General features: G+C 45.1%; 13 protein-coding genes and 1 riboswitch. All 13 genes read left to right on the forward strand.

Annotated features, from left to right (window positions below):
* The first annotated feature begins 5 nt into the window (after positions 1 to 5).
* The 13 genes from fmt (at position 6) to ribH (ending at position 13218) form a co-directional block, all read left to right on the forward strand.
* Positions 6 to 938, forward strand: coding sequence for a methionyl-tRNA formyltransferase (fmt, locus tag AAV90_RS08975; protein WP_046498000.1), 933 nt, complete (start codon positions 6 to 8; stop codon positions 936 to 938).
* 64 nt (positions 939 to 1002) lie between these two features.
* Complete coding sequence (locus AAV90_RS08980) at positions 1003 to 1755, forward strand: DUF116 domain-containing protein (protein WP_046498081.1); 753 nt, start codon at positions 1003 to 1005, stop codon at positions 1753 to 1755.
* Positions 1755 to 2429 carry a zinc metallopeptidase gene (locus AAV90_RS08985; RefSeq protein ID WP_046498003.1) on the forward strand — a complete coding sequence of 225 codons (675 nt, stop codon included), beginning with the start codon at positions 1755 to 1757 and terminating at the stop codon, positions 2427 to 2429. Before AAV90_RS08980 ends, AAV90_RS08985 begins: the two co-directional genes overlap by 1 nt.
* Before the next feature lie 60 nt (positions 2430 to 2489).
* Entirely contained in the window at positions 2490 to 3863 is a 1374-nt protein-coding gene (rsmB, locus tag AAV90_RS08990) for a 16S rRNA (cytosine(967)-C(5))-methyltransferase RsmB (protein WP_046498005.1), read from the forward strand.
* A 10-nt stretch (positions 3864 to 3873) separates the two neighbouring features.
* Positions 3874 to 4947, forward strand: a complete 1074-nt coding sequence (gene rlmN / locus AAV90_RS08995; protein ID WP_046498008.1) for a dual-specificity RNA methyltransferase RlmN — start codon at positions 3874 to 3876, stop codon at positions 4945 to 4947.
* A gap of 59 nt (positions 4948 to 5006) precedes the next feature.
* Complete coding sequence (locus AAV90_RS09000; RefSeq protein WP_046498011.1) at positions 5007 to 5714, forward strand: Stp1/IreP family PP2C-type Ser/Thr phosphatase; 708 nt, start codon at positions 5007 to 5009, stop codon at positions 5712 to 5714.
* A 17-nt stretch (positions 5715 to 5731) separates the two neighbouring features.
* Complete coding sequence (gene pknB, locus AAV90_RS09005) at positions 5732 to 7573, forward strand: Stk1 family PASTA domain-containing Ser/Thr kinase (protein WP_046498013.1); 1842 nt, start codon at positions 5732 to 5734, stop codon at positions 7571 to 7573.
* 17 nt (positions 7574 to 7590) lie between these two features.
* Positions 7591 to 8475: a ribosome small subunit-dependent GTPase A gene (gene rsgA / locus AAV90_RS09010; protein ID WP_242847520.1), complete on the forward strand. Its 885-nt coding sequence runs from the start codon at positions 7591 to 7593 to the stop codon at positions 8473 to 8475.
* Entirely contained in the window at positions 8475 to 9125 is a 651-nt protein-coding gene (gene rpe / locus AAV90_RS09015; protein WP_046498017.1) for a ribulose-phosphate 3-epimerase, read from the forward strand. Before rsgA ends, rpe begins: the two co-directional genes overlap by 1 nt.
* Positions 9126 to 9208: 83 nt before the next feature.
* Positions 9209 to 9325, forward strand: a riboswitch (FMN riboswitch).
* 108 nt (positions 9326 to 9433) lie between these two features.
* Complete coding sequence (gene ribD, locus AAV90_RS09020; RefSeq protein WP_046498019.1) at positions 9434 to 10537, forward strand: bifunctional diaminohydroxyphosphoribosylaminopyrimidine deaminase/5-amino-6-(5-phosphoribosylamino)uracil reductase RibD; 1104 nt, start codon at positions 9434 to 9436, stop codon at positions 10535 to 10537.
* A gap of 180 nt (positions 10538 to 10717) precedes the next feature.
* Positions 10718 to 11365: a riboflavin synthase gene (locus AAV90_RS09025; RefSeq protein WP_046498085.1), complete on the forward strand. Its 648-nt coding sequence runs from the start codon at positions 10718 to 10720 to the stop codon at positions 11363 to 11365.
* Between the two features lie 16 nt (positions 11366 to 11381).
* Entirely contained in the window at positions 11382 to 12575 is a 1194-nt protein-coding gene (locus AAV90_RS09030) for a bifunctional 3,4-dihydroxy-2-butanone-4-phosphate synthase/GTP cyclohydrolase II (RefSeq protein WP_046498021.1), read from the forward strand.
* Positions 12576 to 12756: 181 nt separating this feature from the next.
* A complete protein-coding gene (gene ribH / locus AAV90_RS09035) occupies positions 12757 to 13218 on the forward strand; it encodes a 6,7-dimethyl-8-ribityllumazine synthase (protein WP_046498023.1) in 462 nt (153 codons plus the stop codon).
* Positions 13219 to 13512 lie beyond the last annotated feature (294 nt).

A 13512-nucleotide genomic window follows, 5' to 3' on the forward strand; every position in this document is an offset into this window, starting at 1 on the left:
TAATCTTGAATATCATTTTTATGGGTACCTCGGATTTTGCTGTTCCATCTTTATTAAAACTGATTGAGTCTCCTGACGAGATTCTAACTGTAGTAACCCAGCCGGATCGCCCCAGAGGTCGAGGCAACAAGTTCGTACCGTCTCCGGTTAAGGAAGTTGCTCTAAAATATGAACTGCCTTTGTTCCAACCGGCTCGCATTAAGATTGAGGAATCAGTTGACCGGATTCAATCCCTTGAAGCTGATATAATCGTGGTTGCGTCCTATGGACAGATTATTCCTCCGGAATTGCTGGATTATCCTCGCCTGGGTTGTATAAACGTACATGCTTCCCTGCTGCCCCGTTATCGGGGGGCTGCTCCCATACAGCGCGCCATAATGGCCGGGGAAGAAATCAGCGGTGTAACTACGATGGCGATGGATTCGGGTCTTGATACGGGTGACATCATTTTACAGATGCCGGTACCCATACCTCCTGAAATGGATCATGGACAATACGAACAACTGCTGGCAGTTGCCGGGGCGGATTTATTAATGGACACCCTGGCAATATTAAAAAGCGGTTCTTTTCCCAGGAAAAAACAGAACCCTTTTTTGGCGAGCTATGCTCATATGCTCACCCGGGAAGAAGAAGAGATAAACTGGCAAGATGAAGCTATCTCTATCCATAACCGCATCCGGGCATTAAGTCCTAAACCTGCCGCGTATACTTCCTTTCAGGGTAAGAGATTTAAAATATTTAAAAGCCGGACGCTTCCCGATGATGCTCCAGGCGAGCCTGGGGAAATAGTGGCTATTGTTACGGACGGGTTTATCGTCAAATCCTCCCGGGGGCTTCTGGAAATACGCGAGGTGCAGATGGAAGGCAGAAAAAGAATGCCCAGCGGTGATTTTTTGAAAGGCTTCAAACTAAAGGTTGGAGATATATTGGGTAATTAAAAGGGGGTGAGGCGAGGTTTAGCAACGTATTTTGTTTAGGAATGCCTATATTGAGGTTTTTAATATGAAGACTAAAAAACGCCTTTATGTTGGTTTATTATTAGGTTCTTTCTTATTAGGCCTGGTACTTATTGCAATCATCTGGCTGTTATTTACCAAACGCACGATGTTAAGCCAGGTTTTAGTGCAGGTCATTTTAGCCTGCTTGGCTATTTCTATCCTGGTTCTGGGTGCCGGAATATTGGCAATCATAATGATGATTGTGCGTTCCAAAAGTACTCCTTCGCTGGATAACATCAGCAAGCGGGTAAATGAAATGCTTTTTCCTTTGACGATCGTCATCGGTCGTTTTTTTGGTATTGAGCAAGAAAAAGTACAGCGTTCCTATATCGAAGTGAATAATAATCTGGTAAAATCAAAAAAACTAGTTCTGCCAGGTGATCAGATAATGATACTGTTGCCGCATTGCTTGCAGGATGCGGATTGTCCGCATAAAATAACCGTGGACATAAATAATTGCAAGCAATGTGGAAAATGCTGCATTGGTGATTTGATAAACCTGAGCCGCAAGTATAATGCGGTGATCAAGGTTGCTACCGGCGGAACCTTGGCCCGTAAGTTTATCGAAGATCATCACCCGGCCGGGATCATTGCCATAGCTTGTGAGCGGGATCTATCCCTAGGTATTTTGGAAACCGCCTCCCTGCCCGTGTATGGAGTTTTAAACTGCAGGCCCAATGGTCCCTGTTATAATACTAGTGTTGATATGTCGAAAGTTGAAATGGCATTACAGGCCATATGTAAGGAGGCAAATTGATGTTGTATTTAATGTTAATTCTTCCGGCTCTAATACTGTCCATGTATGCGCAGTTTAAGGTAAAATCTACCTTTAGAAGATATTCCAACGTGCGCGCCTCAAGCGGTGCCACGGGAAGGGATGTAGCGGTGAATCTGCTAAATCGAAACGGCATCGGACGTGTCCATGTTGAACCGATTGCAGGCAATTTAACCGACCATTACGACCCCCAGTCATACACGGTGCGTTTATCAGAAGCAGTTTACGGCAACGACTCTATTGCTGCTATCGGTGTGGCAGCCCATGAAGTTGGCCACGCTATTCAGCATGGACAGCAGTATGGCCCTTTGGAATTACGTCATAAACTGGTTCCGGTTACAAATTTCGCCTCTTCGGCATCTTTCCCGATTTTATTGATCGGTTTGTTGCTGCAGCAGGCCAATCTAATCCTGGTAGGAATCGTACTGTTTTCCGCCGTTGTTTTGTTTCACCTCGTTACCCTGCCGGTCGAGTTTAATGCCTCGAGACGGGCCGTAGCCCAATTAAGCGATATTGGTGTTATCGGCAATGATGAAGTTCCCATGGTTAAGAAAGTATTAGGAGCCGCTGCTCTGACTTATCTGGCGGCAGCCTTGTCTGCAATTGCCAACCTGCTTTATTATTTATTGATTTTTATGGGCAGTGCTGATGATTAAAATTTATTGCGCTAAAGATGCTCGTTTTTGGTAAAAATAACTATATTAACGGGAGGATCTATGCAGGTCAAGGAAGATACAAAAGGAACACCCGTTGCACGAGAACTGGCACTTAATATACTTTATGAAGTGATGGAAAAGGGTGCCTATGCCAATATTTGTCTGGAAAATAAGCTGCGCAATTCCCAGCTATCCCCAAACGATAAAAATTTGGTAACTGAAATCGTTAATGGCAGTGTAAGAATGATAAAGCACCTGGATTGGGTGCTTAATCTTTTTTTGCGAAAACCTATTGATAAGCAGAATCCCTGGTTAAGAAACATATTAAGGATGTCTGCCTATCAAGTCTTATTCATGGATCGAATACCGAATTACGCGGTGGTCAACGATGCGGTTGATTTATGCCGTCAAAAGTGCAGTAAAGCACTGGCTGCAGTATGTAACGGGGTACTTAGAAATCTAATCAGAGAAAGAGGAAAGTATGTATACCCACCTGCTGACAGCATAGAATACCTGGCTATTTATTATTCCCAGCCGGATTGGCTGGTAAAAAAATGGGTGGATGAATACGGTAGGGAAGCAGCCCAAGCCATGTTATACTATTTGAACCAACGGGTACAGTTGACTTTGCGCCATAATAGCTTAAAGGCTGATAGAACAACGGTTCTACAGGAACTGGCCGCAGAGGGAATTCAGGCTGTTGCCAGCCCAATTATTCCATGGTCTATAAGGGTCGAGTCGATGGATAAGAGTTTGGAGGGGCTTAAGAGTTTTCAAAAAGGGCAGTTTTATGTCCAAAACGAAGCGGCCATGCTCGCCGGGGTCATTGTTGCGCCCCAACCGGGCGAAAGGGTCTTGGATCTGTGCTGCGGGGTAGGAGGGAAAACGACCCATTTTGCAGAAATGATGGATAATCAAGGTCACATTGAAGCTGTCGATCTTCATGAACATAAAATAAAACTCCTGAAAACAAACTGTCACCGACTAGGTGTCACTATTGTTGAGGGGGTTCAAAAAGATATATTGCAAATAAAACCTGTTCCAAACCGGAACCGCGTCTTCCTGGACGCGCCCTGTTCTGGTCTGGGGGTCTTAAATCGGCGTTCTGATTCCCGTTGGCGAAAAGAACCTGCCGAGATAGCCAAACTAAACGAATTGCAGAAAAACCTGCTTAGTGTGGCCGGACAGGCGGTATTACCCGGAGGGGTATTGGTTTATTCTACCTGTACCGTTAATCGCCTGGAGAATGAAGCGGTTGTTAATGATTTTTTAAAGTATAATCCAGATTATAAACTGGAGGCAATCGACCGGCAGGTTGATTTCCTCCCCTTGGATCAGACAGATCGTCAGGCTGCCCGGTTGGGTTTCCTGACTCTCCTGCCTGGTAAATATGGTATGGATGGAATGTTTTATGCACGAATGCGAAGGGGATAAGCGATTATAAATGAACACGATAAAGAAAACCGAATTTCTTGGCATGAAGCTGCCAGAATTGGAAGATTTCTTCGTAAGTATAGGTGAACCGGCTTATCGAGCCAGACAGGTTTATAGATGGATTTATCAAAAGCAAACTTCATCCTTTTATGAGATGAGTGACCTGCCCAAGGAATTAAGGCAGCATTTAGACGAACGAGCTGAAGTTTCCATTCCCCGGGTTTTAAAACAACGTGTTTCCAGTGATAATACCCGTAAGTTTCTACTTGAAATGAAAGATAAAAAGAAGATAGAAACGGTTATTATACCGCAATCGAATCACAAAAATACCACTTACACCCTGTGCATATCCAGCCAGGTAGGTTGCCCGGTGGGCTGCAGCTTTTGTGCGACCGGAACAGGTGGATTCCAAAGAAATCTTGAGGCCTATGAGATCGTGGGACAGGTACTGGGATCGCAGCGGGAATTAAGCAAACGCCTAAAGAAGAACGGTGAAGATTTAATCAGCAATATAGTTTTTATGGGAATGGGGGAACCATTTTTAAACTTTGATGAGGTGCTAGAGTCCGTTTATTTTCTAAATGACCATAAAGGAATCAATATTGGTCAAAGACATATAACTATATCTACTTCAGGAGACGCAGCAGGCATTGATAAATTAGCTCAAACTGATCTGCAGGTGACCCTTGCCATATCTTTGCATGCTTGCGATAATAAGCTCAGGGATGATTTGGTTCCCATGAACCGTAAGTACCCCTTGGATATACTGATGCAGGCGATAAAAAACTATATTGAAATAACAAACCGGCGGGTTACATTCGAATATGTTATGCTGGACGGGGTCAATATCAGACAACAAGATGCCGAGGCCATGATAAAAATGTTAAAACCGTTATTGGCGAATGTAAATTTGATCCCATATAATGAAGTAAGCGGCCTGCCTTTTAAAAAGCCCTCTCCCCAAAGCATTGCCCAGTTTTATAAATGGCTGGTGGCAGGCGGGTTAAATGTTAACCTGCGGGAGGAACACGGTTCTGACATTGAGGCCGCTTGCGGTCAATTGCTGTCCCGCCGCGAGCGTTAACGAGTTTTCGGGCATGACGGTTAATAGTTTGTGTTTGTGATATTATGCTGAGGTGAATTATGAAAGCGTTTGGAATTACAGATATTGGCCTGCAGCGCCAAAAAAATGAAGACGCTTACCTTATTGATCAAGACAGAAATCTATTTCTGGTTTGTGATGGTATGGGGGGACATAAGGGAGGAGATGTAGCTTCCCGTTTGGCCATTGATACGGTTAGTCGCCATTTTATCTATAATAACTGGTCGGAAGTTACCGGCGCTTTACAAAAGGCGATAGAAATAGCTAATCAGGTTATTTGGGATACCGGTCGCCATAATGAGGGTGTAAGGGAAATGGGTACCACTATTACTGCCGCAGTCGTGTCCACAGAAGAAATTGTGGTAGGCCATGTAGGAGACAGTAGTCTTTTTATAGTACGTGATAACAAGATAATAAAGATAACCAAGGATCACACCCTGGCAGAACAGATGTTTAAGGATGGCTTGCTTAAAGCTGAAGAAATGCGTTACAACGCTTTTAACCACGTTTTGACCCGTGCCTTGGGGGTTGAATCCAAGGTAAAGATCGATTTGTACCACGACAAGGTGCAGACAGGAGATTGGATATTGCTTTGCAGCGATGGCCTGACCAATTTGCTGGAAAACCATGAAATCCTGGCAATACTAAGTATACAGCATGAACCGCAACAGGCAGCTCGGGATCTGATTAGTATGGCCCTGAGCAGAGGCGGACATGATAACATAACTATTGTGCTTCTACGTTTATAGAATTGGAGGTAAATGTTTTGAACGGCACGATAATTGGTGGACGCTATGAGCTGATTGAAGTGATTGGCGAAGGCGGTATGGCTAAGGTATTTAAAGCCCGCTGCAGAATTTTGGATCGAATTGTGGCGGTTAAAATATTAAAAGAAGAATATTCCCGTGACAAAAATTTTGTAGAAAAATTCAAAAGTGAAGCTTTATCAGCAGCGCGCCTAACCCACCCTAACATTGTAAACGTCTATGATGTCGGTCAGGAAAACGATGTATATTATATCGTTATGGAATACGTAGAAGGCCAGACTTTAAAAGATGTTATCCGTCGTCAGGCACCGTTGCCGGTGGATAGGGCGGTCGATATTGCCATAATGATCTGCGATGGCATACATCATGCCCATGAAAAGGGTATAATTCACCGCGATATAAAACCCCATAATATTCTTATTACGGAGCACGGCATGGTGAAGGTAGCTGATTTTGGCATCGCCCGCGCCATGAGTAATGCTACCATAACTTATGGCAACAATATAGTAGGCTCAGTTCACTATATATCTCCGGAACAAGCCAAGGGCGATCCAATTAACCGTACCACCGATATATATTCAGTAGGTTGCGTTTTGTTTGAAATGCTGACCGGGAGGGTTCCTTTTGACGCGGAAAGCCCTATCACAGTGGCGTTAAAGCATATCCATGATGAGCCGCCTTCCTTGAGAACATTAAATAGCACAGTACCTGCGAGCCTGGAAGCTATTGTCTACAAAGCTATTCAAAAAAACCCCGCCCACAGATATGTTACCGCCGAAGAGATGCGCAATGCTCTTTTGGTTTATTATACCAATCGGCCGGAGGATTTGAACGCAAAACACAGAAATGATCAAACCTTGGTGATGTCCCCAGTCGTTAATGAAAGGGATGATAGCGGCTTGAAGAAGAAAAAGAAGATCCGCCCTATTGGTATTGCTATTATTGCTATTGCCATTATTGGTTTATTATCCGGGATTTTAGTGGCCGGGGGCAGCCTGTTTGGCGAAGAAGTCGCCGTGCCGGATATAAAAGGCATGTCCTTAAAGGAGGCTGAGGATTCTTTACATGATTTAGGTTTGCAGTTAAAAGTAATCGGCCGTGAACATAGCGACAAATTCGAAAAAGATGAAGTAATTTCGCAGAGTCCGGATGAGGGCAGGAAGGTTAAAAAAGGGCGTAAAATTGAAGTTACACTTAGTTTGGGGCCTGAATTAATCGTTGTTCCCAATGTCGTTGGCAAGAGTGTTGATGATGCCGGCAGGCTTTTAAGCAGCAAAGATTTAAGCCTGGGTAGACCTGAATATGTTTATGATGATCGCCCGGAAGGCACGATTACTTCCCAGGATCCTGGCAAGGGAGCTCAAGTAAAATCAGGAACCAGTATCAGGGTTACGGTAAGTAAAGGCAAACAGCCGGAGCGGGTTTCAATGCCGGAATTAAAAGGACTGAGCCTTAGTGAAGCCCGGGCAAAACTCAAGGAATATGAGCTGGAGGTAGGCGAAATAAAGCGCAAGGATAGTGCCGATTATTATGCGGATAAGATTGCCGACCAGGAGTATGCCGCCGGCGTAATGGTGGAAAAAGGCACCCCTATCAGCCTGACGGTCAGCAACGGGCCTGGGCCAACCTCTAAGACTAAGACGTTGCAGTTTAAACTGCCCGGTGATCAGGAATATTATAGAGTTGTAATCAAGGTCAATGATATTAATGGCACCCGTGACGTATATAACCAACTGCATCGAGCTAATGATTCCGTATATGCCGGTATAACCTATAACGGAACCGGAACCGCTGAAATATTTTTAAACGGGAAATCCGTTAAAGTTGAACCGCTCAGATAATCTTTTGAATGGAGGGTATGATGGTCGCTGCTCAAGTAGAAGGCCGGGTATTAAAGAATTATAGTGGCTTTTATTACGTGCAGGATAGTAATTTGAATATCCACGAGTGCAGGGTGCGAGGCAAATTAAAGGAAAATATCATAACCGGTGACCGGGTTATAATTTCGTTATTAGAGGAGGGCAAGGGTATTCTGGAGAAAATACTGCCCCGTAATAACCAGCTTTACCGTCCCAAGGTAGCTAATGTCAGCCTGGTACTTATTATAATGGCCCATGACCGGCCACGTCCCAGTTTGAGCCTGCTGGATCGCTTACTGTTGCTAGCTGAACATAGCCATTTGTCGACCTGTATCGTCTTAAATAAATGTGATTTATCTGGTAATAAGGAGATAGATGATATTATGGACTATTATCCCCGGGCGGGCTATTCTGTGCTTAAGGTATCGGCCCGAGACGGCATCGGCTTAGACATCTTGCGGGATAAGATACAAGGCGAGGTAGCCGTTATGGCTGGTTCTTCCGGGGCAGGCAAATCCAGTTTGTTTAACCAGCTGATAGGCCGGAACCTGATGCCTACCCAGGAAGTCAGCGATAAAATCAGACGGGGCAAACACACCACCCGTCATGTGGAATTACATCCGCTGACAAACGGTGCCTGCCTCGTAGATACACCCGGTTTTAGCGTCTTGGACATCCCCCGTATGCGAAGAGAAGAACTGACCCACTATTTTCCCGATTTTATTTTTCATACGCAAGATTGCAGATTCGCTGATTGCATTCATTACAAAGAAAATGATTGTGGAGTTAAAAAGGCCGTCGGCGAAAAAAAAATACTTGCCCAACGTTACAATAATTACATAGCTATGCTGGAAGAAGTTATCGAAAATGAGAGGTGCTATTAGTGTTATTGGTTGCCCCATCGATTTTATCGGCCGACTTTGCGTACCTGGCCGCTGATATAAACAAGGTTTTTCAGGCGGGAGCTGACTGGCTGCATATTGATGTCATGGATGGCCGTTTTGTGCCTAATATTACAATGGGCCCGCCCGTAGTCAAGGCAGTTAAAAAAGTAAGTCCGCTGTTTCTGGATGTTCATTTGATGATTGAAAAACCTGAGAATTTGATCCCGGACTTTGTCAAGGCCGGTGCCGACCTTATCACGGTTCATGTCGAAACCTGCCCGCATTTGCACCGGGTGCTGCATATGATCAAAGATGCTGGAATTCAGGCAGGAGTTGCCTTGAACCCCTCTACTCCTCTGGCTAGTATTGAAAATGTGCTGGATGATTTGGATCTGGCGCTAATTATGAGTGTAAACCCCGGTTTTGGCGGACAAAAGTTTATACCCGCCAGTTTAGCCAAGATTGCCCGTCTGCGGAAAATGCTGGATCAAGTTAACTCCGGTGCGTTTTTGCAGGTTGATGGCGGCATTAACCTGTCCACCGGACGGGAAGTTGTCGCCGCCGGAGCCGATGTATTAGTAGCCGGTTCCTATGTGTTTGGATCAGCCGATATAAACAATGCCGTACAGAGCTTAAAAAATCTTTCCTGACTCAAGCCATCTTCCTCTTAATAAACTTGACCGGCGATGCCATAGATGCTAATATAGCAGGTAAATAAACTGCATATTATGAGTACTTTCTTCAGGGATGGGTGAAATTCCCTATCGGCGGTAAAGCCCGCGAGCCGTTAAGGTAGGATTCGGTGAAACTCCGAGGCCGACAGTGATAGTCTGGATGGAAGAGGAAAAGTGCGGATTTAGGTACGCCTTTTTAGCGTAAAACCATACTGCGCATTTTATTGTCATCAACCCTGATATGTTTATCAGGGTTTTATTATTTTTGTAAAGGATTTTCCAATATGTCCGCATCCGATCAGCACTATATGCAAATAGCCTTAGAACTAGCTTCCCAGGCCCTGGGACGCACCAGTCCTAATCCGGTCGTTGGGGCGGTAATCGTGAAAGATGGAGAAGTGGTTGGTGCAGGTTATCATCTGAAAGCCGGTACGCCCCATGCTGAGATTCATGCCCTAAATCAAGCCGGGGTTAAGGCGAGCGGGGCTACGGTGTATGTCACCCTGGAGCCCTGCAGCCATTATGGACGCACTCCTCCTTGTGCCGATGCTTTGGTTAAAGCAGGTGTTAGACGAGTCGTTATAGCCACTTTAGATCCTAATCCCCAGGTGGCAGGGCAAGGTCGGCAAAAACTTCTTAAGGCCGGCATAATAGTAGATACAGGAATAATGGAAAAAGAAGCCCGGCAGCTAAACGAGGCCTATATTAAATATATTCAAACCAGGATTCCCTTTGTGGCCTTAAAAACCGCTATGACTTTAGATGGCAAGATTGCTGCTGCCGGCGGAGATTCAAAATGGATTACCGCTGAAGACGCCCGCAACCATGTGCACCGGTTGAGAAACATCCATGACGCAATTCTGGTTGGCATTGGTACGGTATTGCATGATGACCCGAGGCTTAATACCCGTCTAAACTGTGATGATATTCATCATCCAGTTCGTGTTATCATCGACAGTTACCTGGATCTGCCCCTGAACAGTCAGATTGTAAAGAGCAGCCACGAACTGCGCAGCCTGGTGTTTTGTTCCTCGCAGGCAGATTTACAGCGCGCAACCAGATTACAAGCGGCCGGCTGTGAAATAATTCGCCTCCCTGAGCAAGAGGGGCTTGTCCCCTTGGAAAATGTCCTGCAGCATTTAGGCCGGGAAGGGATCTGCAGCGTACTGGTAGAAGGTGGAGGGGAGATTAATGCTTCCCTTTTAGAAAGACAATTGGTTGACAAGGTTTATTGGTTTATCGCTCCGAAGATTATCGGCGGCCGCAATGCTGCAACGCCGGTTATGGGAACTGGGTTAAATATGATGCAGGAGGCCTGGGAACTCCAATCCATTGAAGTAACCAGGTTTGAAAAAGATATTTTAATAACAGGTTACTTTGACAAATGAAGCAGTTTGGAAATAGATTTGTTATAGACTTAGATTAATAGAAATTGCGACTACCCAAGTATCAGGGATGAATTAGGACAAACCAGCTTACAATTATTTGCCTAGCCAGCCGAAGTTTTAGTTCCCGTGAGCCAGGTAGGGCTTGAGTGGGTAAGATAATTTTATCAGGCGGTGATTAAGATTTTTACAGGGATTATTGAAGAATTAGGGACTATAAAAAAAATTGAACGGGGAACGAATTCTTCCCGAATCAGCGTACAGGCTGAAAAAGTGCTGGAAGATGTCGATATAGGAGACAGTATCGCTGTTAATGGTGTGTGTTTAACGGTTACTTCATTTGCTACCACCCATTTTGTTGCGGATGTAATGGCGGAGACATTAGCAAAAACCAATCTTAATGAACTGAGCTCCGGAAAACGTGTCAACTTGGAACGGGCGATGCGTTTGGGCGACAGGATGGGAGGACATTTGGTGCAAGGTCATGTGGACGGTGTTGGAACTATCACTGAACGGGAGAAGCTGGATATAGCTATCCTGTTTACCATTAAGGCTCCGTCTGAAGTATTAGCCTATGTAGTCAGTAAAGGCTCCATCGCAATTGACGGAATCAGCCTGACTGTAGTAGATGTATCCTCTGATAGTTTTACGATATCCCTTATTCCGCATACAGCAGCTGTGACGACTCTTGGTTTTAAGAAACCCGGTGATACCGTAAATTTGGAAACTGATATTATCGGCAGATATATCGAAAAACTCATCACCCGTGATAAAGGAGAGAATAAAACAGATCTCAGTTGGGGTTTTTTAGCTGAACACGGATTTTTATAAGACAGGAGGTATTAGTATGTTTAACACCATCGAAGAAGCTATCAACGATATCCGGGAAGGGAAAATGGTTATCCTGGTTGATGATGAGGATCGGGAAAACGAAGGAGATATAATTATTGCCGCTGAAAAATGCAGCCCCGAGGCGGTGAATTTCATGGCCAGCCATGCCAAGGGACTGATCTGTATGCCCATGCTGGGGGAACGGCTCGATGAATTGGATATCCAACCCATGGTTGTAGAAAATACTGATAATCACCAAACCGCCTTTACTGTTTCGGTTGATCATTTCTCAACCTCTACCGGGATATCGGCTCATGAGAGAGCAGCAACCATTGCAGCACTGGTTGCCAAGGACAGTAAAGCGGAGGATTTTAGAAGACCCGGTCATATCTTTCCGCTACGGTATCGGGAGGGCGGCGTTTTGCGCCGCACCGGCCATACGGAAGGCTCCATAGATTTGGCGCGCCTGGCGGGGCTTTATCCGGCTGCAGTGATCTGCGAAATAATGAGTCAAGACGGTACCATGGCGCGGGTTCCTGAATTACTTGAATTTGCCCGGGAACACCAGGTGAAAATTGCTACTATTGCTGATCTTATTGAATATCGCCGCCGGAATGAAAAACTTATTGTTAGGGTTGAGGATACCAAACTTCCTACCCGTTACGGAGATTTTACCGCGGTTGCCTATGAATCCTTACTGGATGGCAAGGGACATCTGGCCCTGGTAAAAGGCGAATGGGATCCCCAGGAGCCTATTTTGGTCAGGGTGCACTCCGAATGTCTGACCGGAGATGTATTCGGCTCCTGTCGTTGTGATTGCGGTGAGCAGCTGGCTATGGCGATGAATATGATTGAAAAGGAAGGCAAAGGAATCTTATTATATATGCGTCAGGAAGGACGCGGCATTGGACTGGTAAACAAAATTCGCGCCTATAAGCTCCAGGATAATGGGCGGGACACAGTGCAGGCCAATCTGGATCTGGGTTTCCCGGAAGATCTGCGCGACTATGGCATAGGAGCCCAGATACTGGTTGATTTGGGCGTTAAAAAGATGCGCTTGATGACCAATAACCCGAAAAAAATTAAAGGCCTGGAAGGATACGGCCTGGAGGTTGTCGAACGGGTGCCTATTGAAATGGAATTAAAACCGGAAAATACCCGCTATCTGCATACCAAGCGGGATAAAATGGGGCATCTGCTGGCCAACTAGGTAATTATCGCCAATAGACGCGGATAAAGCGGCAACCTTAATTAAGTTCATATCAGCAGTAACCGCAGGGGGATGCGTTAGTATTCTTACCTGTTGCGAAATAAATAGTAATTATCAGCTATAGTCAGAGCGGCTAATAATATTAAGTACCAAAATAAAATTCTAGGGAGGTTATTTTATAGTGGCAAGGATACTCGAAGGAAATCTGATCGGGGATCAACAAAGGTTGGGGATAGTAGTATCGAGATTTAATGAATTTATTACCAACAAACTGCTGTCAGGCTGTATAGACACGCTGGTTCGGCACGGCGTAGCGCAAGAGGACATTGACATCGCCTGGGTGCCGGGCGCGTTTGAAATGCCTTTGGCGGCTCAGAAGATGACCGCCAAAGGTTATAATGCAGTTATTTGTCTGGGAGCCGTCATCAGAGGTGGCACGCCGCATTTTGAATACGTATCTGCGGAAGTAACCAAAGGCATTGCCCAGGTAGGGTTAAATACTGGTGTGCCGGTTATTTATGGGATTATTACGGCAGATACTATTGAGCAGGCCATCGAAAGGGCCGGAACCAAGGCCGGCAATAAAGGGGCCGACGCAGCCATGACCGCAATTGAAATGGTTAATCTGCTAAAAGAGATCTAAACCTTAAAAAAATTAATAAAGCCCGCTTAAGGATTGATATGCTCCCCTTTGAGTAGACACCTGAAATAACAAAAATTCAGGACTACACAAAGGGGATTTTTATTGTTGTCAAGGGTGTTGTCAAGGGGACGGTTCGAGACCACTGAAAAAGTCCATTTAAAGCACAAAAAGCATACCCTCCTGTGGTATAATTTGGTTAGCAAAATCAAAATTAACTAAAGGAGGTATGCTTTTTATGTTAGTTAAAAACGTCTTTAGACAAAACAGCTTCTATACCGCATTATACCAAATGAT

The sequence above is a fragment of the Syntrophomonas zehnderi OL-4 genome (assembly GCF_000983115.1).
GTDB lineage: Bacteria > Bacillota > Syntrophomonadia > Syntrophomonadales > Syntrophomonadaceae > Syntrophomonas_B > Syntrophomonas_B zehnderi.